The 24111-nt window shown below is 57.0% G+C and carries 18 protein-coding genes; 13 read left to right on the top strand and 5 right to left on the bottom strand.

Annotated elements, in window-relative coordinates; translation table 11 throughout:
* Window positions 1-47 precede the first annotated feature (47 nt).
* On the bottom strand, window positions 48-1853 hold the full coding sequence (gene treZ / locus Poly41_RS21680) for a malto-oligosyltrehalose trehalohydrolase (RefSeq protein WP_146528818.1): 1806 nt from the start codon (window positions 1851-1853) through the stop codon (window positions 48-50).
* A gap of 86 nt (window positions 1854-1939) precedes the next feature.
* Between treZ and Poly41_RS21675 the strand changes: the two genes are divergently transcribed.
* The gene (locus tag Poly41_RS21675) at window positions 1940-3115 is read left to right on the top strand and encodes a glycosyltransferase (protein WP_146528817.1); all 1176 of its coding nucleotides are present in this window, start codon (window positions 1940-1942) and stop codon (window positions 3113-3115) included.
* On the opposite strand, the gene Poly41_RS21670 is transcribed toward Poly41_RS21675, so the two are convergent.
* Genes Poly41_RS21670 through bioA form a run of 3 tightly spaced genes read right to left on the bottom strand, consistent with a single transcriptional unit; the run spans window position 3102 to window position 5598 of the window.
* The gene (locus Poly41_RS21670) at window positions 3102-3614 is read right to left on the bottom strand and encodes a CinA family protein (protein ID WP_197231510.1); all 513 of its coding nucleotides are present in this window, start codon (window positions 3612-3614) and stop codon (window positions 3102-3104) included. The two genes, Poly41_RS21675 and Poly41_RS21670, sit on opposite strands and share 14 nt — an antisense overlap.
* Entirely contained in the window at window positions 3611-4207 is a 597-nt protein-coding gene (locus tag Poly41_RS21665) for a sigma-70 family RNA polymerase sigma factor (RefSeq protein ID WP_146528815.1), read from the bottom strand. Before Poly41_RS21665 ends, Poly41_RS21670 begins: the two co-directional genes overlap by 4 nt.
* Window positions 4204-5598, bottom strand: a complete 1395-nt coding sequence (bioA, locus tag Poly41_RS21660) for an adenosylmethionine--8-amino-7-oxononanoate transaminase (RefSeq protein WP_231615835.1) — start codon at window positions 5596-5598, stop codon at window positions 4204-4206. The genes Poly41_RS21665 and bioA overlap by 4 nt, the downstream gene beginning before the upstream one ends.
* Before the next feature lie 204 nt (window positions 5599-5802).
* On the opposite strand from bioA, the gene ruvB reads away from it, so the two are divergent.
* The 7 genes from ruvB (at window position 5803) to Poly41_RS21625 (ending at window position 14153) form a co-directional block, all read left to right on the top strand.
* Window positions 5803-6768 carry a Holliday junction branch migration DNA helicase RuvB gene (gene ruvB / locus Poly41_RS21655; protein WP_231615849.1) on the top strand — a complete coding sequence of 322 codons (966 nt, stop codon included), beginning with the start codon at window positions 5803-5805 and terminating at the stop codon, window positions 6766-6768.
* Window positions 6769-6837: 69 nt separating this feature from the next.
* Window positions 6838-7914: a tRNA preQ1(34) S-adenosylmethionine ribosyltransferase-isomerase QueA gene (gene queA / locus Poly41_RS21650; RefSeq protein ID WP_146528812.1), complete on the top strand. Its 1077-nt coding sequence runs from the start codon at window positions 6838-6840 to the stop codon at window positions 7912-7914.
* Between the two features lie 48 nt (window positions 7915-7962).
* On the top strand, window positions 7963-8571 hold the full coding sequence (locus tag Poly41_RS21645) for a phosphoesterase (protein ID WP_146528811.1): 609 nt from the start codon (window positions 7963-7965) through the stop codon (window positions 8569-8571).
* A 195-nt stretch (window positions 8572-8766) separates the two neighbouring features.
* Entirely contained in the window at window positions 8767-9180 is a 414-nt protein-coding gene (locus tag Poly41_RS21640) for a GntR family transcriptional regulator (RefSeq protein ID WP_146528810.1), read from the top strand.
* Window positions 9181-9242: 62 nt separating this feature from the next.
* Window positions 9243-10205, top strand: a complete 963-nt coding sequence (locus tag Poly41_RS21635; protein WP_146528809.1) for an ABC transporter ATP-binding protein — start codon at window positions 9243-9245, stop codon at window positions 10203-10205.
* Window positions 10202-12670: an ABC transporter permease gene (locus tag Poly41_RS21630; RefSeq protein WP_146528808.1), complete on the top strand. Its 2469-nt coding sequence runs from the start codon at window positions 10202-10204 to the stop codon at window positions 12668-12670. Before Poly41_RS21635 ends, Poly41_RS21630 begins: the two co-directional genes overlap by 4 nt.
* A gap of 79 nt (window positions 12671-12749) precedes the next feature.
* On the top strand, window positions 12750-14153 hold the full coding sequence (locus Poly41_RS21625; RefSeq protein WP_146528807.1) for a hypothetical protein: 1404 nt from the start codon (window positions 12750-12752) through the stop codon (window positions 14151-14153).
* Between the two features lie 82 nt (window positions 14154-14235).
* On the opposite strand, the gene smc is transcribed toward Poly41_RS21625, so the two are convergent.
* On the bottom strand, window positions 14236-17832 hold the full coding sequence (gene smc / locus Poly41_RS21620; protein ID WP_146528806.1) for a chromosome segregation protein SMC: 3597 nt from the start codon (window positions 17830-17832) through the stop codon (window positions 14236-14238).
* A gap of 204 nt (window positions 17833-18036) precedes the next feature.
* On the opposite strand from smc, the gene Poly41_RS21615 reads away from it, so the two are divergent.
* From Poly41_RS21615 to Poly41_RS21595, 5 genes are all read left to right on the top strand, one after another.
* Window positions 18037-20004, top strand: coding sequence for a tetratricopeptide repeat protein (locus Poly41_RS21615; RefSeq protein WP_197231509.1), 1968 nt, complete (start codon window positions 18037-18039; stop codon window positions 20002-20004).
* Window positions 20001-20999, top strand: coding sequence for a MotA/TolQ/ExbB proton channel family protein (locus Poly41_RS21610; protein ID WP_146528804.1), 999 nt, complete (start codon window positions 20001-20003; stop codon window positions 20997-20999). The genes Poly41_RS21615 and Poly41_RS21610 overlap by 4 nt, the downstream gene beginning before the upstream one ends.
* Before the next feature lie 74 nt (window positions 21000-21073).
* Window positions 21074-21490, top strand: a complete 417-nt coding sequence (locus Poly41_RS21605) for an ExbD/TolR family protein (RefSeq protein WP_146528803.1) — start codon at window positions 21074-21076, stop codon at window positions 21488-21490.
* 57 nt (window positions 21491-21547) lie between these two features.
* Window positions 21548-23356 (top strand): prenyltransferase/squalene oxidase repeat-containing protein, encoded by a 1809-nt coding sequence (locus tag Poly41_RS21600; protein ID WP_231615834.1) that lies wholly within the window; start codon window positions 21548-21550, stop codon window positions 23354-23356.
* 49 nt (window positions 23357-23405) lie between these two features.
* Window positions 23406-23945, top strand: a complete 540-nt coding sequence (locus Poly41_RS21595; protein ID WP_231615833.1) for a hypothetical protein — start codon at window positions 23406-23408, stop codon at window positions 23943-23945.
* The last annotated feature ends 166 nt before the right edge of the window (window positions 23946-24111 follow it).

The raw sequence follows: 24111 nt of genomic DNA, 5'->3' as shown, positions 1-24111 counted from the left end.
CGAACACGCCGATTATTCCAAACGGCAGTGATCTGTCAAGTGAAGACTTACAACGCTCGGCGTTCGATGAAGACCTTGGCGTGATTGATCAGCAATTGATCGTCCGGCGTCGCACCCGGCAGCGAATCGAGAATTCTTTCACCTGACGGTGCGATGATCGCGGCCGGCGCATCTCGCTTGGCAGGCGACAACCGCGACAAAACCGTCGCCGTTTCATCATCGTTGTGGTAGCGAAGCACAAAAATCCCCGTCTCGGGATCGTATTCCGATTCAAGATTTTCATCCGACAGCAATCCCGAGCCTCGCCATGCCTTTCGCAGAGCGATCAGCGATTGGTAGTACTTCCATACCTCCAAGTCGCCCTCGTTTCGAGGTTCCAATTTGGACGCTTCGAACGCCGCCGGTTCCGTCGGCAGCATGCCTTGCGACCAATCGTGTTGTGGGTATTCGTTGTGCCGACCTTTGACGACCGCATCACGCAGCCGCTGATCCCCAAAATCAACAAAGAACAAGAAGGGTCGATTCGAGCAAAACTCCTCACCCATGAACAGCATCGGAATCGCGGGTGTCAGCATCAGCAGCGTGGCAGCAGCCCTTTGAGTCTCTCGCGACGTCAACTGATGCAACCGCTTGGCAAGTGGATGGTTGCCAATGAAGTCGTGGTTCTGAATCGAATAGACCAAGCCATCCGTTTTGACTCGGTTCAAGGGTTCACTGCGGTGGCGAGTCGTTCGCAGCGTCCCTTCATAGACATAGCCCTTCGAGAGCGTCTGTGCGAGGTCGGTTTCAGGGTAATAAGCCCGATTCGAAAGTTGTTCGCCGGGACGAAGCGTCGCGAAGACGCTATGCAAGAAATCGTCGCACCAGGCAGCATCGAAGCCGATCCCACCTTTGTTCAACGGGATAAGCATTTCGGGATCGTAGACGTTCGATTCCGCAATCAAATAGACGTTGCGAGCATTGGCACGGGAGTATTCGCTAACCGCTGCGGCCATTTCGGCAACCACATGGGGATCCGAATCATCCCGGGTGCAGTGGATCGCATCGACGCGGAGCCCATCAAAATGAAATGTATCGAGCCAGTAAATGGCGTTGGCGATGATGAACCGGCGAACGTCTTCCCCAAAATCGGGGTCATCAAAATTCGGCGCCTCACCCCACGGCGTCGAATGTGCCGAGGAGAAGTAGGGACCAAAATCGCCCAGATAGTTGCCCTCGGGGCCGACATGGTTGTAGACGACGTCAACGATCACGGCCAACCCTTTCTGGTGCGCCACGTCAACAAGTCGTTTCAAATCGTGAGGGGAACCAAAGTTGTGACTCGGGGCAAACAGCCCCACTCCGTCATAGCCCCAGTTCCATCGACCGGCCGACTCGGCGAGCGGCATCAATTCGATACCCGTAACGCCCAGTTCCACCAACTCATCGAGCCGATCGATTGCTGCGGCAAAGGTCCCCTCATCGGTAAAGGCACCGACGTGCAATTCATAGAGGATCAAGTCGTCGGTGCTTGGCGGTTTCCATTCGGCGTCGGTCCAATCGAAGGTCGTGTTGACCACTTCGCTTGGACCGTGGACGCCGAGCGGTTGATAGTGCGAAACGGGATCGGGTCGGCGTGGACCGCCATCGATGCGAAGCCAATAGCGCTGACCCGCGTCACAATCATCGATGACGCCGTGATGGTAGCCGTATCGGTCTTTGGCCAAGGGGAAACGAAGGCCTTGGTCGGGCAACTCGACTTCGATCCGCTCGGCCTCGTTTCCCCAAACGAGAAAACGCGTCTGCTTTTCGTTGACACATTGGGCACCGAGGTACCGATGCAGTTCGATTTGTGGGATCGATCGTGGATTCATGATGGGCTACGACGTTGGGGAACGAAAACGTTAGACTGTAGATCGGCCATCAACTTCAATCATCTGCTCGCCCGATGCAATCCCAAATGCCCAAACGCGTCCTCTTCATGATCAGCTCGATGCGGGGTGGCGGTAGCGAACGACAAACCTTGCTGCTACTTCAACATGTTGATCGGACTCGCATCGAGCCGCATTTGTATCTGACCGAGCGGGCAGGCAACCTGCTAAGCCAGATTCCAAGTGATGTCCCTGTTCACTCGTTCGATGACCATGTTGGCCGGGGCGGCTTGTATTATCCGGGCCGGATCATGAACCAACAGGTTTCGCATCTTCGGGCCATTTTGGCCGAGAACCGGATTGAGGCGGTTTACGACCGTACCTTTCATATGACGCTTGTCGCGGGGCCAGCCTGCGACCGGATGGGGATCCCCCGAGTTTCAACAATGGTCAGCCCGCCTCACCAAGCGTTGCCCATGGTGGAACAGCGTTTTGTGCGTTTCAAACGCTGGCGATTGGCCAACGCCTACAAAAAAGCAGCCGTCCTTGTCGCGGTCAGTCGCGCGGCGGCCCAATCAGCTGAACGCTACTATCGACTCCATTCGGGCTCTGTCCGTGTGATACCGAATCCCGTGGAGTTTGGGAAAACGGACGAAACCACGGCCACCGTGGATCGGTCGTTAGCCAATCCGATTCAACTGATCTGCGTCGGACGGATGACCACCGAAAAGGGGCATGCTGATTTGATTCGAGCCATCGCGTTCACCGAATCAAATGGGCCCGAAAAATCAAAGTGGCCCGAAACGATGCCAAGATTGTCTCTCACCATGGTGGGCGATGGACCGCTGCGACACGAGTTGGAAGAGATGGCCCGCGAGTCCATTCATCGTCAGCAAATCGACTTCGTTGGCAACGACCCTGCCGCGATCGACCGAATGAGGCACTCCGATGCCTTGGTGTTACCGTCGATCTTTGAAGGCATGCCCAATGTGGTTCTTGAAGCGATGGCTCTTGGGCTTCCCGTGATCGCAACTCGATCGGGGGGCACCATCGAACTGCAAAAGGACGAACCGACGATGTTTTTCGCTGAACCCAACGATCCGCCCTCTTTGGCGAGTGCGATCTTGGACTTCGCAACGGATCCAGCCGAAACGAAGAAACGAACCGCTGCCGCGACCCGGTATGTGCGAGAGCATCACGACGTCGCGAAGACAACACGCGCGATCGAGGATTTGTTGGTTGAAGCGTGCGTTACCCGCGAGTGAGGGCGGCCAGTGCTTCCGCAAGGACCAATGCCACCACTTCTCGTTGCCGCTCGACTCGTTCTTGACTGACCAAGAAAAACGACTTCGCAAACCCCTCGGCGGTTGGTTGGTTTCGCCGAGACACCGCAATGAAGACCCAACCATCGGATTCCGCAGGGGCTGCCGGACCGAGGTGACCCGTGACGGCAACCGCGATATCGGCTTCCGGTGTTTTCTCGAGAACTGCGATCGCCAATTGCTCGGTCACCGGACCGCTTTCCGCCGTATGCTGCTTCAGCGTCTCTGGCGTGATCCCAAGCCATTCGCACTTGGTCGCCTCTCGATACACGACGGCGGACCCACAAAGCCAGCGTGAAATACCTGGCACGGACGCTAACGTGGCCGAAACCAATCCTGCGGTACAGCTTTCGGCAAATACGATTCGAGATTGTGTGTTCTCAAGCCGTTCGGCCAATCTCGCGACCGCCCGTTGTAGGTCATTCTCGGCCTGATCCCTCACGGCCCGAGTCCGCCCAATTGATCGCGAAGCGTCTTCATGCCGCGATGCAACAATCCCGCGACCGCGCCCGTGGTTTTATCTAGCTCCACGGCAACTTCGCTGAGCTTCATTCCTTCCAAATAGTGCAATCGAACCGCTTCACGCTGGGCGTCGGGAAGTCGCTCGATCGCCATCGCAACCTGTAGGACGTTTTCCCCGAGTGCAACGTTTTGACTTGGCGTGGGGCCGTCGCCGGCCAGCAGTCCTTCCAATCGCATGGAGGACTGGGCCAATTTTTGCTCCATCGATTGCTCGCGCCGGACGTCGCGTTTGTCGCGGTGCAAGTCACGATCGACATGGCACAGGCATCTCGCCAAAATCTGTCGTAACCAGCCGCGAAACTCCGCTTCGGTCCCCCCACGAAACTGGTCGATCGCCTGGACCGCCTGCATCATCGTTTGTTGAACAATGTCCGACGCCCCCACTTTGGCTTGTAGCGCCCGACGCATCCGCACGTGCGCCAGCATCCTCAAGTAGGGTTCATACTGCGCAACGACAGCAGGATCACTGACGTCAATGGGTTGGTTGTCTGCATTGGATTCGTTGGTCGTCATGGCAATCCGCTCACGTATTTCCCGCCTGTTGATTCGCCCTCAAGCACTTCACCAATCGCTTGGCAGACGACGGCCCCTGCCCTTTGCAACTCTTCATCGGTTGCGATTAGCGGCGGCATCAAAATCACGACATCGCCAAGCGGCCGCACCCAAACACCAAGCTCGGTTGCCCGCTGGCAAACACGTTTGCCGACAAGCTCGGCCGAATCGAACGGCATTTTCGTTTCACGGTCTTTGACCAATTCGATGCCGACCATCATCGCTCGGCCGCGGATGTCACCGACGTTGGCATGATTGGCAATGCCAGCCAAACTCGAACGCAAGACCCTTCCTTTTTGCTCCACCGATTCTAACAGATTGTTTTCGCTGAACAAATCGATCGATGCCATCGCCGCAGCGGCAGCCAACGGGTTTCCGCCAAACGTATGTCCGTGAAAGAACTGTTTCGACTCGGCTGTTGCTGCCAAGAACGCTTCGAAGAGGTGCGGCCGAGCCACGGTGGCGGCCATCGGCAAGTAGCCACCCGTGAGTCCTTTGCCAATCGTCATGATGTCCGGTGTGACCGATTCGTGGTCACAGGCAAACATCCGTCCGGTCCGTCCAAAGCCTGTGGCGACTTCGTCGCAAATCAACAGCACCTCGTAGTGATCGCACAATTGGCGGACACGCGACAAGAATCCCGACGGGTGCGTGATCATTCCCGCCGCCCCTTGAACCAACGGCTCCATCACAATCGCAGCCAATGTTTCGTGGTGCTGTTTCAGCAGGGTCTCGACTTCTGCGGCATAGTGATCACACGCTTCGTCCACCGAAACGCCATCCGGCAATCGGTAACTACACGGCAACGGTCCACGGATCGGCGTGAAGACAATCGGGGCAAAAAGCTGGTGGAAGTACTTGATCCCGCCAAGCGAGACAGCACCGGTCGTGTCACCATGGTACGCCAATGACATTGCCAAGTATCGCGTTTTCTTTGGCCGCGGGTTTTGGCGTTGGTGCCAGTATTGAAGGGCCATCTTCAATGCGGCTTCGACCGATGACGATCCATCCGAGCTGAAAAAAACGTGCGACAGATCCCCAGGGGTGATTTCGACGATTCGCTCCGCAAGCGCTTCGGTGATGTCGGCGGACATGCCCAATGTGGTGATGTGAGCGACGCGGCCGAGCTGGTTTCGGATCGCCTCGTCGATGCTCGGATGGCGATGACCATGCACGTTGCACCATAAACTGGCGACGCCGTCGAACAAACGCTGGCCGGTCGTGGTCGTCAGCCAACAGCCCTCCGCTTCGGAAATCACCAGCTTTTCGTACTCGGCCATCTGCGTGAACCCTTGCCAATGGGCCGATCGACAAACCGATCGGGAGGGTGCGAGAGGACGATCGTCGGCCATTTGCAGCGACATAATCCTTGACGGGGTTGCGGAGGAAAGGATGGAGAAACGATTTGCGGGTCCATGTGGAACAATTTGCGGTACGCTGCCGAGTGAAAACTCGCTAAAGTGTGGCACCGAGCGATCAGCAAACGGAGTTTGATACCTATGGCCCGAGAAGCAGTCTACCAACAAACCGATCCCGAGTCCGCTACCGAAGCGTTAATGCCGAAGGAGCACGACAGTTCGCTGCGGCCGCGGCGAATGGACGAAATGGTCGGTCAACGCGACGTGATCGAGCGTCTGAAAATCGCGATCGATGCGGCTCAAGGTCGCGGCGAACCGCTTGGGCACATCCTCTTCGATGGTCCGCCCGGCTTAGGAAAAACGACCTTTGCGACGGTCATTCCGACCGAAATGGGCACCACGGTGGAAATGGCCAACGGTGCCGGATTGAAAGCACCCAAGGATTTGCTGCCCTATTTGACGAATCTGTCCGAAGGAGCGGTTCTGTTTATCGACGAAATCCACCGTATCCCCAAGCCGGTCGAAGAGTACTTGTACACGGCAATGGAAGATTTTCGGATCGACATTATTTTGGGCGAAGGGGTTAGCGCAAGGACGCTCAATTACGAGCTGCGACCGTTCACTTTGATCGGAGCGACGACGCGAGCGGGAATGCTGAGTGCGCCTCTGCGAGATCGATTCCAAATCCGCGAGCATCTCGGCTGGTACAATCACGCCGAATTGTGCGAGATCGTCCGCCGCAATAGCGTGAAATTGAAAGTCCCCATCGACGACGGGTCCGCCCAAGTGATCGCTAGCCGTAGCCGCAGCACCCCGCGGCTGGCCAACAACCGGTTGCTGTGGCTGCGAGACTACTCGCAGAGTAAAGCAAAAGGGAAAGTCGATGCCAAGATTGCTGTGGCGGCACTCGACATGATCGGCATCGATGAACTCGGCCTGGACAAACAAGACCGCGGTTATTTGGACACGTTGATGCGAGTGTTCGTTGGCGGCCCCGCTGGTTTGGAAGCGATCGCGCATACGATGAACGTCAGCAGCGATACGCTTGAAGACGAGGTGGAACCCTTCTTGTTACGGAGCGAACTGATCGTCCGAACGCGTCGAGGCCGAATGGCGACACAAAAAGGCTTTGAACACATGAAGGTCACACCGCCAAGTCCGTAGTGGTGCGCCGCTGCCATTGGCCGAGGCTGGAACTGTGCAACTTCACGGCGGACTGCTAGACTTTCGCCCATGAGTGATATAGAGCTTTACGACTACGAGCTACCACGCGAGCGAATCGCGCAAGAGCCCTTGGCCACGCGCAGCGACGCGCGGCTGATGCTGGTCGATCGAAAACACCAATCGATTGACCATTATTATGTTCGAGACCTCCCCGAACTGCTCACCGCCGACGACACGTTGGTCCTCAACAACACGCGAGTGATCCCCGCTCGGCTTGTCGGTTATCGCACGGACACAGGTGGCCGCTGGCAAGGACTGTTCCTGCAAGCCGATGCGGCGACAGGAGCGTGGGAAGTGTTGACGAAGACACGCGGATCGTTGAAGTCTGGTGAGACGTTAACGATTCAAGACCGTGAAGGACGCGATGGCATGCTGCTGGTCGTGGTCTCACGTACCGACGAAGGACACCTGATTGTCACGCCTCGAATGCGGGCTGGCGACGCCTCCCTGCCGCCAACGGAACCGGCTGATTGGCTCGAACAATATGGTCGCATCCCGCTTCCGCCCTACATTCGTGATGGCCACATGGTGGATGCGGATGTCGAAAACTACCAAACCGTCTTTGCCGACCGTCGCGGCAGTGTCGCGGCACCGACTGCAGGATTGCATTTTACCCAGCCGCTACTGAAACACATTCGTGACGGGGCCACCGAGATTGCCGAAGTGACGCTGCATGTCGGCATTGGCACGTTTCGGCCGATCGCGGTCGATCGGCTCGAAGACCACACGATGCACAGCGAGTGGGGCAGCATCGATGCCGCGACGGCAAACACGATCAACGAGCGACGTGAGCATGGACGGTGCATCGCCGTTGGGACGACCAGTGTCCGAGTGCTCGAAAGTGCGGCGGCGGGCAACCATGGCGGATTGAACGCGTGGACTGGGTCAACCGATCTCTTCATCAAGCCACCGTACGACTTCAAGGCCGTCGATGCCCTGATGACGAATTTTCACTTGCCTCGCAGCAGTTTATTGGTGCTGGCCAGCGCCTTCGCTGGCCGCGATCTGATCATGGAAGCCTACCAAATCGCGATCCGCGAAGAGTACCGCTTCTTTAGTTATGGCGACGCAATGTTGATCGTTTAACGCTCTCTGCCTAGATCTTCCCTACTGACACTTCCTGAGTACCAATCGATGCCAAGCGAAGAACATATTCTGGTGATTCCCGAGTCGGTGATTCTTGAAATTGGAGCCATCAACGGGTTTGAATCCGACGTGGATCGGTTTTTGAAGCCCCTGTTGTCAAGCGATCAGCTTTCATTTCAACCACGTGGGGCGATGGAAACCGACCCCAGCTTCAAGCAGTTGATTCCCTACGTGTTGTTGGAGTGGACCGGTGAGGACGGCGCGGTGAAATTGTTCACTTACACGCGTGGTGGCGGTGGTGGTGAGCAGCGACTGCACGCCAAACGAAGTGTCGGTATCGGCGGGCACATCAGCCGCGAGGATGCTGCGGAGGGAGCGGATCCCTATGCGACCGGAATGCACCGTGAATTGGCCGAAGAAATCCAGCTTGGATCAAACTATCAGGAAACCATCGAGGGACTGCTCTACGATCCCTCCAACGACGTCGGCAAAGTCCACCTCGGCGTGGTGCATCGGTTCGTGCTGCAGTCACCCGATGTGAAGAGCAACGAAGCCGACTTAGCCGAGGGTGGTTTCGTCCGTGTCGATGAACTGAAAGCGGACATCGATCGATTGGAAACGTGGAGCCAAATCGCCATTGGCGCGCTCTATCGTTGAAATCCTTCCAACGCCGGACAACCACGTCGTGGTGCTAGGCGATTGCTGATTCGATCCACTGCACGACCTCGTAGACGGTCGTGACGATCACCGAGGCGTGGCAAATTTCTTAAAAAATCACTTGACTCTCGCTTGCCGGAGCCTTACTATCTATCTAGTACACCAGAACGATAGAAACGTGACGGGACATGTTCAATGTTTTTTACGGTCGATCCATCCAATGGCGTCGCGATCTATTTGCAGATTGTCCGCCAAATCAAGTACGCCATCGCCGAGCAGACGCTGCGGCCAGGGCAGTTGCTGCCGAGCGTTCGTCAATTGAGCCAACAATTGACAGTGAATCCCAATACGGTCGCTCGGGCGTTTCAGGAACTGCAATCCGATGGCGTGATTGAAACGCTGCGTGGCCGGGGCGTCGTCGTTTGCTCCGGCGCGGTCGATCCGTGTCGGCGCGAACGCAAAACGGTCATTGCCGAGCGGATCTCGGGCGTGCTCAGCGAAGCGTTTCACGGCGGATTGACCGCCGACGAGATTCGCAAGATCGTCGAATCCAAGATTAATCAACTTGATGGGAAGGTCGCCACGATTGCGACGCCCGTACCGGACTAGCCTCCGCTCCGTGCCACTTTTCTTTCACGAACTCCGTTTGATCCTCTTCGCAGCAAATCACCATGAATCACGTCATCACCACGACCGACTTGACGATGCGTTTCCGCGGATGCGATGCCCTTCGCGGCGTTGACTTGGCGGTTCAGCCCGGAACCGTTTTCGCACTGTTGGGTGAAAACGGAGCGGGCAAGACCACGATGATCCGCATCCTGACCGGATTTCAAAAACCAACGTCGGGATCTTGCCGGGTCTGTGACATGGACCCCGTTTCCAACGCGATCGGAGTACGGCGCCAAATCGGATATGTGTCCGACGCTCCCGCGTTGTATGACTGGATGACGGTTGCTGAAATTGGATGGTTTGCAGCTTCGTTCTACCGGGGAAACTTTCATCACTCCTATCGCCAAAGCGTCTTTCGCTATGAAATTCCGCTCGATCGCAAGATTCGCAATCTCAGCAAAGGCCAACGTGCCAAGGTCGCTTTGTCGCTTGCCCTCGCTCATGATCCGTCGCTGTTGGTTCTCGATGAACCGACATCGGGTCTGGACCCCATGGTGCGCCGTGATTTCCTTGAAAGCATGATCGATCGGGCCGCTTCGGGGCGAACCGTGTTTTTGTCGAGTCACCAGATCTCGGAAGTCGAGCGAGTGGCCGATACGATCGGGATTCTGCACGAAGGCAAGTTGCGACTGTGTTGCCCGCTGGTCGACTTGAAGGATTCGATGATCGAGTTGACCGTCAACCTTGACGATCCATTGGTGGCGCTTCCGAAGTTGCCCGAATCGGTCGAAACGCTTTGCGAGGAAACGTATGGCCGACAACGACGCATCGTCGTGCGCGGGTTCACTGCCGAGATGCACTCGCTGTTCACGTCACGTGACGGTGTCGTTGGCACCAGCGAAAGGCCCTTGTCGCTCGAGGAAATCTTTATCGCGTACACCAAAGGGTCCTTGGGGCCAAGCCGACCGATACCTAACGAATCCGAAACCGCCGAACCGAGCCTCGCCACGGGGAGTCAAGTATGAACGATGGAGCCTTACGCGGATTAGTTTGGAAAGAATCGCGACAATTGCTGCCACTGGTGTTGATTCTACTCGGCGTCGGTTTGCTATTGGTCTTTTTGTGGGCTGGGCTGTCGAGTGATACGTTGGCAATGCAATATGCTGGCCAATTGATTCCCTTCATCTTGCCCGCGTTGTTCGCCGTTGGTGCCGCAGCAGTGTTGGTGGGACAAGAGAAAGAGCAGAAGACGTTGTGGTGGTTGGCTTCACTACCGACCCATCCGCGACGATTGATCTTGGTAAAGTTCGCCGTAGCGGTCGTGGGTTTGGTGATCATGTGGATCGCTTGCATTGCTTTGGTTGGGTTGACACAAAGCAACACCCGCTACTCGTCGCTGGAATGGCTCTCCTACGGCCATTCAATCGGGACGAGCGGTTACGTTTTCTTGATCGTTCAATCCTTCTTTATCATGGTCGTCGGATTCTACACGACGTGGAAATTCAACAACACATTTGCCGGCCTGCTGGCGATCCTCCCCATTTCGTTGTTGCCTTTTGTCGTGCTGCAAGTCGTCAACGAGTCTGCAAACGGATTATTTTCGCCGCATGTGCGTTTTGAGAACACGGCTTTCTCCCTTTACGGCATCCTCTTTTTGGCGATCGTTGCTGTCGCTGGATTGGCCTATCGCGTCGCAACCCAAACACTTGCCCCTGTCGAACCTGAAAGGATCTTGGAGGGTGGAGCTTCATCGTGGATCGATGCATGGCGCCCGACAAACGTCGGTGCAGATCGTGGCGATCCCTATCGGTTTTCGATCAGTTCCTTGGTGTGGCAGTCGGTTCACCACAGCCGTTGGGTTTTGCTAGGCATCACGTCGTTGATCCTTTGTGGACTGGTTGGCGCAGCCGTGTTCGCGCAGCACGAATGGTTTGTTGCAACGCGTGGAATGTCGGTGCTGCTCGTACTCGCCGGCATTCTCGGTGTTTCTTGGCTGGGCGTGTTTGCCTTCACGGGCGATGGCAGTGCAACACGGCTTCGTTTTCTGGCCGATCGAGGTGCCTCGCCGACGGTGGTTTGGATCGGTCGTCATTTGGTTGGCATCAGCATCCTGTCGAGTGCGGGATTGTTGTACTGGATCGTCACGTACCATTTACTTGGCTCGTTTTCCTCAGAGACGCAATCGCCATTGTTGTCGGTCATGACGGTCACCTTGGTCGCAGCCGTGATTTACAGCGTTTCGCAGTGGATAAGCCAATTGACTCGGATGCTGGCGGTTTCGTCGGTGCTAGCACCCGTGATCGCAATGATTGCCAGCTACTGGTTGGCCTACGGTGTGGCCATGTTCGAATTGCCATGGCTGGTCTTGTTGCTATTGATCGCGTTGCCGATGGTTGCAACGTGGCTGATGATGCGACGCTACATGGACGGCAATCGAGGCATCTTGTCATGGTTGGTCTCGATCGCAGGTGTCGGATTGTTCGTCACGGTGCCAATGGTTCGGCCCGCATTCAAGATTGCGAGTTACCCTCGAATTGCGACCGAGGTGAAAACGAAGGCGCTTGCTGCGGCGAAATTGCTACCGAACACGGAAGCCCCACAGCCGATTGCGATGCATGCCATCGAAGGATACCTCGATTCGTACCAACGATCCCTCGTTAAACCACGACCCGGCGACGAAGAACTCGCCCTTTACGAAAAACGGACGTTCAATCCTTACGACTTATTCCGGCCGCCATCTGGTGAAATCACGGATGCGGAGGCGTTGTCGATCGACTCGAATGTGCTGGTCACGATGCTGCACTTGGCCAGCTACCAGAAGGTTCGTTTTGAAGCCAATCCGACCGACGAACAGGAAATTGAACGGACCGGTCAGTGGATTCGTTCGATGACCGATATAGTCAAAGGCTTACGTCAGAGTCCGCGGTGGATCGATCAGGACCGTGCGGATCTGATCGAAGTTTGGCTAACCAAGTTAATCGGCAATGAATCGTTTCGCGAACTGCGAGATCGCGGGTTTAGCAAAGACGCCATGGCCATGTTGGCAGACCAATCGGCGAGAAACGAAGCACGTCGCCAAGCGATCTTGAGATCTTGGCTGGCCCAGGAAACGTCGAGGATCCGTCAACTGCATCATTTCGGTGGCTACCCATCGTCGTGGTGGGACGACTCGGGGGCGGCGTCCTCCGATCCGACCACCGCTTGGACGCAGCCCTGGCTGAAGGACCGAGTTGCCGACGCGGGATTGCGATTGATTCAAGCTGGATCAACAGGACAACCGGTCGAACCGATCCTCCGAGAGTTGCATCAGTTGGTGAGTGGTCCAGGGCACCCCTTCGTGGACGGACTCTACGCGGATCGCTTGCGACTGGGAATCCAACCCGATCGGCCAATCACCTATTTCAATTTCCATACAACCGTCCCGGCCACACAGTGGTACGCCCCATGGGAAGCCCAAGCAAAAGCTTTGGCGCTGGAGTTCAACCTCTAAGCTTGCGACCGACGCATCTCGCTCCTGCTAGGAAGTTGCGTCGTATCCGCCATACAACCCGAGCCCAACGAGACATTCGATGAATCCAATGGCCCTTCCACCTGATTCCAAACATCGTTCGGAGTCCTTCTACTTGTTCTTGGTCGGCTTACCCATTTTGTTGCTCGGTGTTTTGCTGATTGTCGGCGCGGTGCGCGAGCAGATCGCTGCGTCCGAAGTCCGTGTGGAGCTGGCGAGTTTGCAAACCGCAGGCAAACCGATTGACGATCACTCGATGGTTCAATGGCTCGACGAGCGGATGTCGCGAGAGCACAGCGGCGACTGGATGGATGTGATCGATGCCGCAGACGGCTTGAAAACGCAATTCGCCGACCTGATGCGCGAGCCCGACCGCGACGACAATCTGCCCGAAAAACTGGTCGGACCCGGTCAACCCTGGGTCGCGCTGCCGATCAAGCGGCGACTCGTCGAAGAGGCCCAACCGATCATTGAGGCCGCCAAAGGTTTGATTCAAGAAGAGGGTTCACCGTTCTGGCAACCCGCGATGGTGAATGGAATCCAAACTTACTTTCCCGACCGATATCGGCTTCGCTCCCTCGTCGAACTGATTGCGGATGAGTTTCGCATCGCGGTCTATGAAGACGATCAGCCGCGCGCGTTTGACGCACTGCATTTGATCGATGGCCTTGCTGGTGTTGCCGCTTTCCAGTCGTCGATCTGGAGCCAGAATTCTAAAGCGGTTTTTCAACGCGACCGTAACTTTCTGATCCGCCAATCGCTCAAGCTTGCCTTTTGGAGCGACGAAGCGATGCTGGAGAGGCTTCGAGATTCCCTCACGGGACCGGAAAACCCTGAGCAGCGGTGGGAAGAGAGCATTGCGATGGAGCGAGCGATGATGATGGGAATGCTTGGCGGCGAAGAGGGCATGCCGATGGCGGACGAAGAACTCCATCGCCTCTTGCCCTATGGAGTCCCCGCAACATCAAGAAAACACGTGCTCGCATCGATGCAAGAAGCAGAGCAAACCGATGTGCTCCGATTGCTCCGCAGTGCCGATGAGCGCAATGCGCTCGATCGAAAGTACCGGGACCAAGATCGAAACGCTCGGTCGTCTTCAATCACTGCGCTGCCCTTTGCGTCGCTCGAGCCACTCGGGTATCCAACGGGGGTGTACCGAAACGGGTGGTTCATCCGTTCGATCCATATCCTTGCGGGGGACGCGACTGACCGTCGCTGGACGCGAACCGCGGTCGCCATCAAGCTGTTTCAATTGCAACAGGGGCATTGGCCAGAGAAGCTGGACGAGTTGACCCAAGTGGGATTGTCTCCATCGGATTGGAGCGACGATGATCGTCCCTTCTCGTACCAAGTGGCAAACGACGGCCGTGAAGTCTACTTGGCAAACGACGGTCGACTTCGGTTCCCAGGGCTACCGCCGGAACTGAGCCAAATGTCGGATCGGTATGCCTTGACCATTCGATGAGCATGGCCAGCTGGAAAGCAGCGACCACACTCCGTGGTCGTTATTCTCCGTGTGACCGGACTTCCTAAGCCGGACGCTCACTTCAGGCAGCTTCGCCTTCGCTGATTTCGCCATCGTCGCTGACGTCTTCGAAGCGGATCGAGACCTGTTTGCTGACACCCGACTCTTGCATCGTCACTCCGTAGAGCGTTGTCGCTGCGGTCATCGTCTTCTTGCTGTGAGTGACCACAACAAACTTGGATTGATCCAAGAACTCACTCAACACGGTGACAAAACGACCGATGTTCGCCTCATCAAAGGGTGCATCGACTTCGTCCAGAACGCAAAACGGACTTGGGCGATATTGGAAAATCGACATCAACAGCGCGACGGCCGTCAACGCCTTCTCACCACCGCTAAGCAGCGAATTGCTGAAACTCGGTTTTCCGGGCGGCGTGGCCACAATCTCAACACCTGCTTCGAGCGGATCTTCGCCTTCTTCGAGAATCAGATCGGCCTGCCCGCCCCCAAAGGACTTCCGATAGAGCTTTTGAAAGTTTTGCCGAATCGCCTCAAGCGTATCAAGAAACAACCGGCGGCTGTCGGCATTGATCCGGCCAATGATCCGTTGCAACGAATCTTTTGCCGCAGTCAAATCCTGATACTGTCCGTGCAGCTCATCGTACCGCGTCTGCAAACCTTCGAGTTCTTCGAGGGCCTCCATGTTGACCGAGGTGGTCCGCTGCAACTGTGTTCGCAAGCCAGCGATTTCATCCTCGACCGATTGGCGATCTTCGGGTTCTTGCAAATCTTCAGGTGGCTCGCTGTGACGAAGATCAATCTCGTAATCCTCTAATAGACGATCGGCCAAAGTGTCCCGTCGAAGTTTTGCATTGTCACGCTGTGAGGTGATCGCATGAACCGCTTCACTTGCCTTACTGGTTTGCTTGATCGCAACTTCGCTGGCTTTGACAATCTGGCGATTCTCGCTGCGAACGGATGCCGCCGCCTCGGCCAAGCGAGCCAACTGCTTGGTGTTATTCTCGGATTCCCAATACAGCGTCGCCAAACGGCTGGTCGCTTCAAGCATCCGAAGCGTCAAATCGCGAATTCGTGACCGTCCTTGTTCCGCCTGGCTGCGGACTTCGGCAACCGCTGCTTCTCGCTCGCCCTGGTCACGACGTTGCTGCTGCATCGTCGTCGACAAGGCCTCAAATTTCTGTTCGGCTCGAGCCAAATCCACTGAGATCGCCATCACCCCGCTGGTGGCATTTTGCAAAGCCGAATGGGCGCCCGACAACATTTCGTCGACCTCGGCCGCCTCCATTTCCAAGGTCTCAATTTGGTGTTGGCCCTCGGCGATCCGGTTCCCCATCAACTGGAATTCGGTTTCGGACGTTTGCCGCATCTGCTGCGTTGCGACGATCTCGGCATCGATTTCGTCGTGGGCCGTTTGGAATTGCTGCCGTCGCTCCTGCGCGTGACGCAATTCGGCAACGGCAGCGGCTCGATCGGTGATCATGCCACGATGTCGTTGCTCGATGCGTCCTAGTTCAGCGCCCTGATCATCGACCAAAGAAGCCAATCGCTCGGCCTCTTTCTCGGCTTCGTTGAGTTGGAACTGATAGTGTTTGATCTCTTGCTCTGCCGCTGTGATCTGGCTTCGGCGACTGACCAACCCTGTCGATGTGCTGGCAGGACCGACGACGATCGTTCCATCGGTTTCCAACAATTCGCCCGATGCACTGACAAACCGGAGTCCCGCGCCGCTCAATTTCCGTAAGCCCAAAGCGGTCGCCAAGGAATCGACTAACCAAGTGCTGCTGAGCAGATGCCGTGTCAACGGCTCGAACCGAGGCTCGCACTTGATCATCCGGTCGCCACGACCGATCACACCTTTTAGACCATCGAGCCGGATCCGGTCACCTGGCCGCCGACGGGGCAATTCATCGATCCGAATCAAACCCACGCGGCTGTTGATTTGTAATTTGCCGGTCAAAATCGCGTCTTGCAATTCACCGCCGCTGACGATCACATATTGGCTACGCGACCCGAGAGCCGCATCGATCAAGGGTGCCACATGAATGTCGACTTCAAAACACTCGGCAACAATCCCGTGCAGGGATTTCGCGAGCGGATCCTCGGAGTTCCGCAGTTGGTCCAAGATGTTGCGGACGCCCCCCGAGACCCCCTCTTGTCGACGATCCAGGTCCTGCAACACACTTAATCGTTCACTGACGCCTTGCAGGCGAACCTTCAGCGCCGACACTTCTTCGCGGCGGCGACCGAGCGTGCGTTTGCTTTCTTGCAATTTCGCGTCAGCAAGTTCCGCTTCCTTGGCCGCTTGTTCAATCGCGAGCTCGAGCGATTCGACTCGTGTCCGCGTCACGATCGCTTCCTGTTCGGCTTCGTCCAAGGAAACCTTGGCGGATGCAACGCGTTTGTTCAAATTGGCAAGCAGCCGACCCACCTCGGCGATCTGTTGTTCGGCTCGTTGCCGCGACGCTTCCAAGTCAGCCACTCGGCGAACGGTCGCAAGATGCTTTTGCTGAACCTGATCCCGACGGAGGCCCACGTGGTCGACTTCCGTCTGGACCTGATCCCGCTCGGATTCCGCTTCGTTGTTTCGTTGGCGAACGCGGGCAAGATCGGATTCGTACTGTGCCAATCGCTCGTTTGCGGTTCGCAACTCAGCCGCAGCCGAACCCGCTTGCGATTGCAAGAGTCGTACTCGCCGCAACGATTTTGCCACATTGCTTCGCAAATCCGCGACCGCCGCCTCGTCCGCATCGCGGCGACCGCTGAGTTCGGCGATCCGCTGAAGCGAGGTTGACCGCTTGTCCTCCACTTGACGGGCTTCGTCAGCAATTTGCTGCAACTGCATGTCGGCCGCTTGCCGCTGCTCGGTCATCTGTTCACGCAACGATTCGAGCTCTCGGTGCTTTTCGATCGCACCCGCCAGCTGTTGTTCGCTTGACTCGAGCTCACGACTCAAATCGGCCCAATCGGTCCATGCAACTTGGGTCCGGAGCTCTTTCAATCGCTCGGTCGCTTGGCGATACCGTTCTGCCTTGCTCGCTTGGCTCCGCAAACTTCGAAGTCGCGACGCCACCTCGTCGACGATATCGCCGAGCCGAGTCAGATTGGTTTGGACTCGAGCCAATCGGCGTTCCGCTTCAATCTTCTTGGCCTTGAAACGACTGATTCCGGCAGCTTCTTCAAAAATCGCTCGGCGGTCTTTGGCATTCGCCTGCAACATCCGGTCGACTTTGCCCTGTTCGATCAGACTGTACGCATCAATACCAATCCCAGTGCCACGAATCAGGCTCTTCACGTCCTTCAAACGCACGGGGGCGTTGTTGATCAAATATTCCGCTTCTCCACTACGATACACGCGTCGAGTCACGTGGACTTCGGGGGCGTCGACCGGCAGCGAACCATCGGCGTTGTCAAAGATAATCGTCGCTTCGGCCGATGCCGCGGGGCCGCGAGTTTGCGAGCCTTTGAAGATGACGTCCGACATGTCCTTCCCGCGCAGACTCTTGGCGCTTTGAGAGCCAAGGACCCATTTGATCGCGTCAACGATATTGGACTTTCCGGAACCGTTGGGCCCCACAACGACCGTGATACCGTCGGGAAAGTCGAAACGAGTCCGATCCGCGAAACTTTTGAACCCGGCCAGTTCGAGTGCTTTCAGCATGCGAAGTGTATTCTGCTCGGGATCAAGAAAACGGACGAAAGTGAAGAAAAAAACGCGTGAATGGCGAGGAATGCCTGCTTACAGAGTAGATGAAACCTGGCCCCGAGCCTAGCTCTGTTTTTGCCGCTTTTTCCGTTCCTTTTGGCTTTGTCGACGGCAAAGACGGGATTGCGGTGAATTCGCAAAATGGGGTATTTGGAAGGCATGAAATTCAACGTTTTCTTCGCCCCACCGGTACGAACGCATCGACGCGCCTCGCTCGAAAACATGCTTTATCGCATCGTTTTCCTGGGGTCGACTTTGCTGTTGGCCGGTATGGTCGCGACTCGCTCGACGAGTGTGCGCGCGGGCGAAGTCGCGGAAACCGAGTCGGTTTTGGAGCAAGTTGCGAAGCTAAACCAGCACATCCGTGAGGGAGAAACCGCCGCAGCGGCCGCCTTGGCTCGCCAACTTGATGAAGCTGCGCCGCTCAATGTCGATTTGTCCTTGTCGCTCGCTCAAATCGCTCGTGCGTCCCAAAGTCTGGGCGACCATGAATCGGCCAGCGACCTTTTTCGCCGCGCTTGCGCCGCATTGGATCGCCCCGCCGCGGGGCAAATGGCTGCCGAAACAGCAAGTCTGATCCGATTGAGTGCCGCTTGGTTATTCGTCAAAACCCACCAAGTGGACGATGCGATCACGGCACTTGAGACGTCACTGGCCGACGCAGCGGTGATGACCGTCCCGCAGAAACAGGGGGCGGTCGATCTTTGCTTGGAATTGGGTGACTATTGCTTGCATCACAATCGAACGGACGTTGCCAGCAAAGCTTATGAGCTGGCGATGGCGCATACACCATCGGAGAAACGGGCCAAACCAATGCTCGGGGCTGCTTTTTCGGCCGCCTTGGCTGGCGATCGGCCGATCGAAGCAGCCAACCGCATGTTGGCGTTCGTCGATGCCTTTCCGACGCACCCGGATGCCGCCAACTCGCTGCGTGCCGGGATCACCTGCTTGACTCAAATGAAAGCCCTGCCCGAAGCTGTACCGATGCAGAACGACGCTGCGCCACTGCAGAACAAGGTGACCGCCGAACTGTTGCGTCGTTTTCCCGAATCGACACAGGCGGCTGAGGTCGTAGCGAGTTACAGCCATCAAACCGTTGACCAGATCCCCGCGTCGGTGCGTCGCTGGGTTGTCGAGCGAATCATCCGAGAGGATGGCCAGTCGCTCGATGCCAACCTCGTGTCGATGGCGATGCGAATCGCGTCGGACGAATCGCATACCGAAATCTGGGAAGCGTGCCAGCTTCAGCTTGGGCAAAAGGATCAAACGGGCCAAACGACCGCAGACGTCTTAGCCGCGCTGCCCCCGGCCGATGCCGAACGCCTCGTGGCGTTTTTATTGGCACCACCAACGAGCAGTGGGATTGGACCGTTGGCTCGCGAATCCGCCTGTCGTTGGGCGGGTCGAGGCGAAAAATGGTCGCTTTTGGCGATGGCCGCGGAGTCGACTTCGGTCGAAATCGACGATGCATCGCGAACGGCGACGATGGAGCGATTGTTCGCCGAAGCCCTGATGCAGATGGGTCAACGCGATGAGGCCCATCGGTGGTGGACCCAATTGGTCGACCACCGTGGCGTCGATGATTTCGCGACATTGCTTCGGTGTGCCGAAACCGAATCGTCGCTGGGTACCGTTGATGGGGCGTCGAAGCGAATCGCCGCAGCAGCATTGGCTGCCGGGGAAGATCGATTCCGGCGTTCGCTTGTCGCAATGCTAGCAGCCGAGTTGTCGATTCGTCGCACGCGGTTTGACGAAGCGCGTGGTGAATTGGAATCGGTGGTCCGAACCGGTCAACTGGACACATCGCTACGTGGCCGAGCTCAGTGGATGATCGGTGAAACGTTTTACCTACAGCAGCGGTACACCGAAGCGATCGATGCGTATCGGTTGGTCGCGGGAATCGACCCCGATGGCGAATGGGTCGCGGCGGCGCTGGCGGAAGCGGGGAAATGTTTTGAACAATTGGGGAGGACACGGGACGCCGCGGTTTGCTATTCGACATTAGTGAGCCGACATAGCGATAGCCAGTATGCCGCATTGGCGAGCCGCCGATTGGCCGCACTGGCGCCAGCCGAACCCACGAAACCTGGGTCACCATCGAATTCAAACAAAACGTTACGACGATGAGCGATCACACGAAAACCCCATTGCGACGGCATCAGCGAACTCATGTAGCCGGTCTGTTGTCGCGTCTGATACCTGCCGCCGTTCTCGCGGTCGGTGCAATCGTCTGGATGACGCACCTGCAAGTGGCTTTCGCCCAATACCCGCAAAACAATTCGGCGCGAGGCTATCAAACCGGGGCTCCAATCCCAGGGCAACCGGGAAATTTCCGTTCGACACAACCTCAATACGACGGTGGCATTCCCGTCATCCCTGCATCGGCAACGATTCCATCGAACGACCCAATACCGGCCGAACCCGAGGATGCCGAGTCCACGTGGCAGGCACCCGCGTTTGTGGCAAAGATCGCCGAGGGCGGTTGGTTAATGGTGCCGTTAGCGATCTGCTCGCTGATCGTGTTCGCGTTGTCACTCGAGCGGTTGGTGGCGCTGCGTCGGGGACGCGTGATTCCACGCCCCTTCGTTCGCCGCTTTACCGAATGCGTCGAAGATGGACAACTTAGCTACGAAGAAGCGACCGAGTTGTGTGAAGAGTTTGATTGTCCCGTTGCCGAGGTTTTTCAAGCGGCCGTACGGCGATGGGGGCGTCCCATGTTCGAGATCGAGCAAGCGGTCATGGACGCCGGGGACCGCGTTGCCGACGGACTCAAACGCTTTCTCCGAGTTTTTCATGCCATCAGCAACGTGGCACCGCTGATCGGGCTGCTGGGGACGGTGCTAGGAATGATTGAAGCGTTCGAAACGATCAGCAGCCAAGCATCGATCGGTCGCCCCGAGATGCTGGCGTCAGGAATCAGTGTCGCGTTGATGACCACCGCAGGTGGTTTGAGCGTAGCAATTCCCGCTTATTTGGCCTACATGTATTTCAGTAGCAAATCGGACCGATACCTTGGTGAAATCGACAAGCTGTGCCAACGGGTGATCGATTGCATCTCGGCCGAAGGACTCGAAAACTCAGGATCCCAGCGAAGTGCCGCAAAAAAAAGGCGAGCAGCCTAAGATTGGAATTCACGCTTCCGCGTGACCTCTGACACCCGACACGCTGACGCGTGAACTCCAACCCCCTCGTCCCCATGGCCATTCGACGCGAACGAACCGAAGAGGCGACCATCAACTTGACGCCGATGATCGATGTTGTCTTTCTGCTCGTGATTTTCTTTATGGTCGGCAGCAAGTTTTCGGAGGCCGAGAGCCGAATCAATGTCAATGTGCCGTCCATCGGTGAAATGCGTTCGATGACGCGAGTCCCCGACGAACGCATCGTGGTGGTTGGGAATGACGGCAGTTTGTCGTTGGACGATCAAGCAGTGACCCTCGAACAGCTGAGCGAGACGCTGCGAGCCCAACACGCAAACTATCCTGCGCTACGAGTCGCCGTGCGAGGCGACGGAGCAAGCTCGTTTCAGCAGGTTGCCGAAGTGCTGCATGCGGTTCGTAGCAGCGGGGTGGAACAAGTCGGCTTGTCCGCGCGCAGCAACATGCGTCGCTGATTGGGCTAGCGACGAACGAATCGAAACGCCTCATCATCACGTCAACTTGGTGCCGAATTGCTTCTCGATCCTTCTCCTCTTCTGGTCGTCGCAATCCCCAACTCACTTTGGGCGGATCCGCGGTTGGTTTATACCGTGGCGCTGCTCGCGGTGACCCTACTGATTGCAACCATTTGGCTCTTTCGCCGAGGACGACGGCAAGGCCGGCAAGCGGGTGTGATCTGCCTGATCACGTCGATCGCGTTGCATGTCGCCTTGGTCATCTTGATTCCGATGATTCCGAAGCCCAACGGTGGTGCTGCGTCGAGTTCGACGGAACCGGATAATGCGGTCGGCGTTGATGAGATCTCTCTATCATCCTTCGATCCCGAGATGGAGATGGAGGACCATTCTGCGGAATCGCCCGAAGCAGACATCGCGCCGCTGCCGCTTTCGGCCATCGCAGACCTTTTGGAACCGACGCAGGGCGAAGCGATCGCGTCAGTGGAATCCGACCCCCTCACGCCTGCGGAGGCGTCAGAACCGATTGTCAAATCTCCCCTCGACGTAACCAACGAATCTTCAGCCGGCGAAACGGTGGTTCCCGAATCGCTTGCCTCCGCACCACCTGCCGCCATGGAGGATTTGTTCAATGCCCTTGATGCGGAGTTCGCGAAACTGACGGATCCAGTCGAAAGTCGCCCCGAAGTGCCCACGGAGGAACCGGCCACTCAAACTCCATCGGTTGCAGCCAAACCAGCATCGGTGCGAACCGCCACGGTGGAGAGTACGGCCAACCCGGCGACGGTCGCGGGGGAACGCGAAAGCGATTTTGCCAACCGTGTCGGCTCTGCGAAGACGGAAGCGCTTCTTCAAACGGGTGGAACATGGGAAACAGAAGCCGCCGTTGCTGCGGCATTGAAATTCTTGGCGGCCAACCAACGCGCCGATGGCGCGTGGGATCCGCGTTCCAGCGATGCAGGCGTCGAACGACAACCGTTGGGTATGGCACGTCCGGCCGCTGGAACCCAATGTGAAACGGCGATCACCGGATTGGCGCTGCTGACGATGATTGGCGCTGGAAACACACATCAGCAGGGTGACTATGCCGACAACGTTTACCGAGGCTTGGCTTATTTGATTGGGCAACAAAAAGCAAATGGATCGTTGGCCGGCGGTGGCACGATTTACGAGGCCAACTACTGCCACGGGATGGCAGCGCTGGCGATGTGTGAGGCGGCCGCGATCACCCAGGATCCGTCCGCAGTGGAGTCGGCACGGCGAGCGATGCAGTTCACCCGGCGGATGCAGCACCCTTCGACGGGAGGTTGGCGTTATACGGAAAACGACCCCGGAGATCTCAGCCAACTCGGATGGCAAGCCATGGTCTTGGACGCGGGAAGCCGAGCAGGCATTCCGCCAGGGACCGCATCGGTACAAGGCATCGGCCGATTCCTGAAGAGTGTTCGTGCAGGACGCGTTGGTGGATTGGCGACCTATCGGGCGGGTGAAGCAACGAGTCGAACCATGACGGCCGAAGCGCTCGCGACCCGATTGCTGATCGGACAACCGATCACCGCTTCGGAGATTGCCGAAGCAGAGCAGTCGCTGTTGCAGCAGAAACCCGGAGTCGGACAAGACAACTACTACTACTGGTACTACGCAACACTCGCTCTGCACCAATTGCAAGACGATGCTTGGGAAGAGTGGAACGAGGCGCTGCAGCGTAGGCTACTGTCCACGCAGCTTCCCGACGGTCGCTGGCCGACCCAAAGCGTTTGGGGTGGATACGGAGGCAGGGTGTACACGACATCGATGGCCGCGTTATGCTTGGAAAGCTATTACCGACACGCCATTCGCGGGTCGAATAAGCTGCAGCGTCCGTAAGGCGTTCTCGCTGAAATGGATCCTCTTCCTCAACACGCTAGCAGGCACGATGAAATTTGCTCTGACAACCACCTTGGTCTTAACCCTTTCGTTTGTATTTGTTATGGGCTGCGGTCAACCGAGTGACGACGCAGATTCCGCGATTGCAGTCACCATCGAGGGGGGGCCGCCTGAGTTCGATGACCTCGATGCTCATCCCGTACATGGGCCTCACGGTGGCGAACTGGTGGAGCTTGGCAACGAACAGTACCACGCTGAATGGGTTGGCGATGACGCAGGCATCACGGTCTATGTCCTTGACGGAGTTGCGATCGAACCGGTCACGATTGATGCACCGAGCATCACGGTCAGTTTGAAACACAAAGGCAAAGTCAGCTCGTTTGAACTCGAGGCGAACCCGCTACCAGACGAGGAGATCGGAAAAGTGTCGCGATTCACCTCGGCCGAACCTCCGTTGGCCGAGTGGATGGATTCCGGAGCCGAGGGCAATCTTTCGCTCACGATCAACGGCAAGTCGTTCACGGGGAACATTATCCATCATCATGATCATGCTCATGATGACGCTCATGCGGGTCACGATCACGACTAGGTTCGGTCAACGGAACGGTCGTTCGCACGGGACGGATGAAAATGCGGTGAACCTATCCAAGCAGCAAACCGAAATCGATCTGGCTCCCTGCTTCCACCCGATTTTCGAGGGGGCGTGCAATTTTTAAGTACTTGAACAATAGGCGTTTACGGACCTCACCCTTGCT

Source organism: Novipirellula artificiosorum, assembly GCF_007860135.1.
GTDB lineage: Bacteria > Planctomycetota > Planctomycetia > Pirellulales > Pirellulaceae > Novipirellula_A > Novipirellula_A artificiosorum.
The sequence above is the reverse complement of the archived record's forward strand: the minus strand, read 5'-3'. Positions and strand labels throughout refer to the sequence as shown.

Bases quoted from the DNA above. Each gene is read 5' to 3' on its own strand.
- Poly41_RS21675 (WP_146528817.1), top strand. From the start codon at position 1,940: ATGCCCAAACGCGTCCTCTTCATGATCAGCTCGATGCGGGGTGGCGGT.
- bioA (WP_231615835.1), bottom strand. From the start codon at position 5,598: ATGGCCGACGATCGTCCTCTCGCACCCTCCCGATCGGTTTGTCGATCG.
- Poly41_RS21625 (WP_146528807.1), top strand. From the start codon at position 12,750: ATGAATCCAATGGCCCTTCCACCTGATTCCAAACATCGTTCGGAGTCC.
- queA (WP_146528812.1), top strand. From the start codon at position 6,838: ATGAGTGATATAGAGCTTTACGACTACGAGCTACCACGCGAGCGAATC.
- Poly41_RS21615 (WP_197231509.1), top strand. From the start codon at position 18,037: ATGAAATTCAACGTTTTCTTCGCCCCACCGGTACGAACGCATCGACGC.
- Poly41_RS21645 (WP_146528811.1), top strand. From the start codon at position 7,963: ATGCCAAGCGAAGAACATATTCTGGTGATTCCCGAGTCGGTGATTCTT.
- Poly41_RS21595 (WP_231615833.1), top strand. From the start codon at position 23,406: ATGAAATTTGCTCTGACAACCACCTTGGTCTTAACCCTTTCGTTTGTA.
- Poly41_RS21640 (WP_146528810.1), top strand. From the start codon at position 8,767: ATGTTTTTTACGGTCGATCCATCCAATGGCGTCGCGATCTATTTGCAG.
- Poly41_RS21665 (WP_146528815.1), bottom strand. From the start codon at position 4,207: ATGACGACCAACGAATCCAATGCAGACAACCAACCCATTGACGTCAGT.
- smc (WP_146528806.1), bottom strand. From the start codon at position 17,832: ATGCTGAAAGCACTCGAACTGGCCGGGTTCAAAAGTTTCGCGGATCGG.
- treZ (WP_146528818.1), bottom strand. From the start codon at position 1,853: ATGAATCCACGATCGATCCCACAAATCGAACTGCATCGGTACCTCGGT.
- ruvB (WP_231615849.1), top strand. From the start codon at position 5,803: ATGCCGAAGGAGCACGACAGTTCGCTGCGGCCGCGGCGAATGGACGAA.
- Poly41_RS21630 (WP_146528808.1), top strand. From the start codon at position 10,202: ATGAACGATGGAGCCTTACGCGGATTAGTTTGGAAAGAATCGCGACAA.
- Poly41_RS21635 (WP_146528809.1), top strand. From the start codon at position 9,243: ATGAATCACGTCATCACCACGACCGACTTGACGATGCGTTTCCGCGGA.
- Poly41_RS21610 (WP_146528804.1), top strand. From the start codon at position 20,001: ATGAGCGATCACACGAAAACCCCATTGCGACGGCATCAGCGAACTCAT.
- Poly41_RS21605 (WP_146528803.1), top strand. From the start codon at position 21,074: ATGGCCATTCGACGCGAACGAACCGAAGAGGCGACCATCAACTTGACG.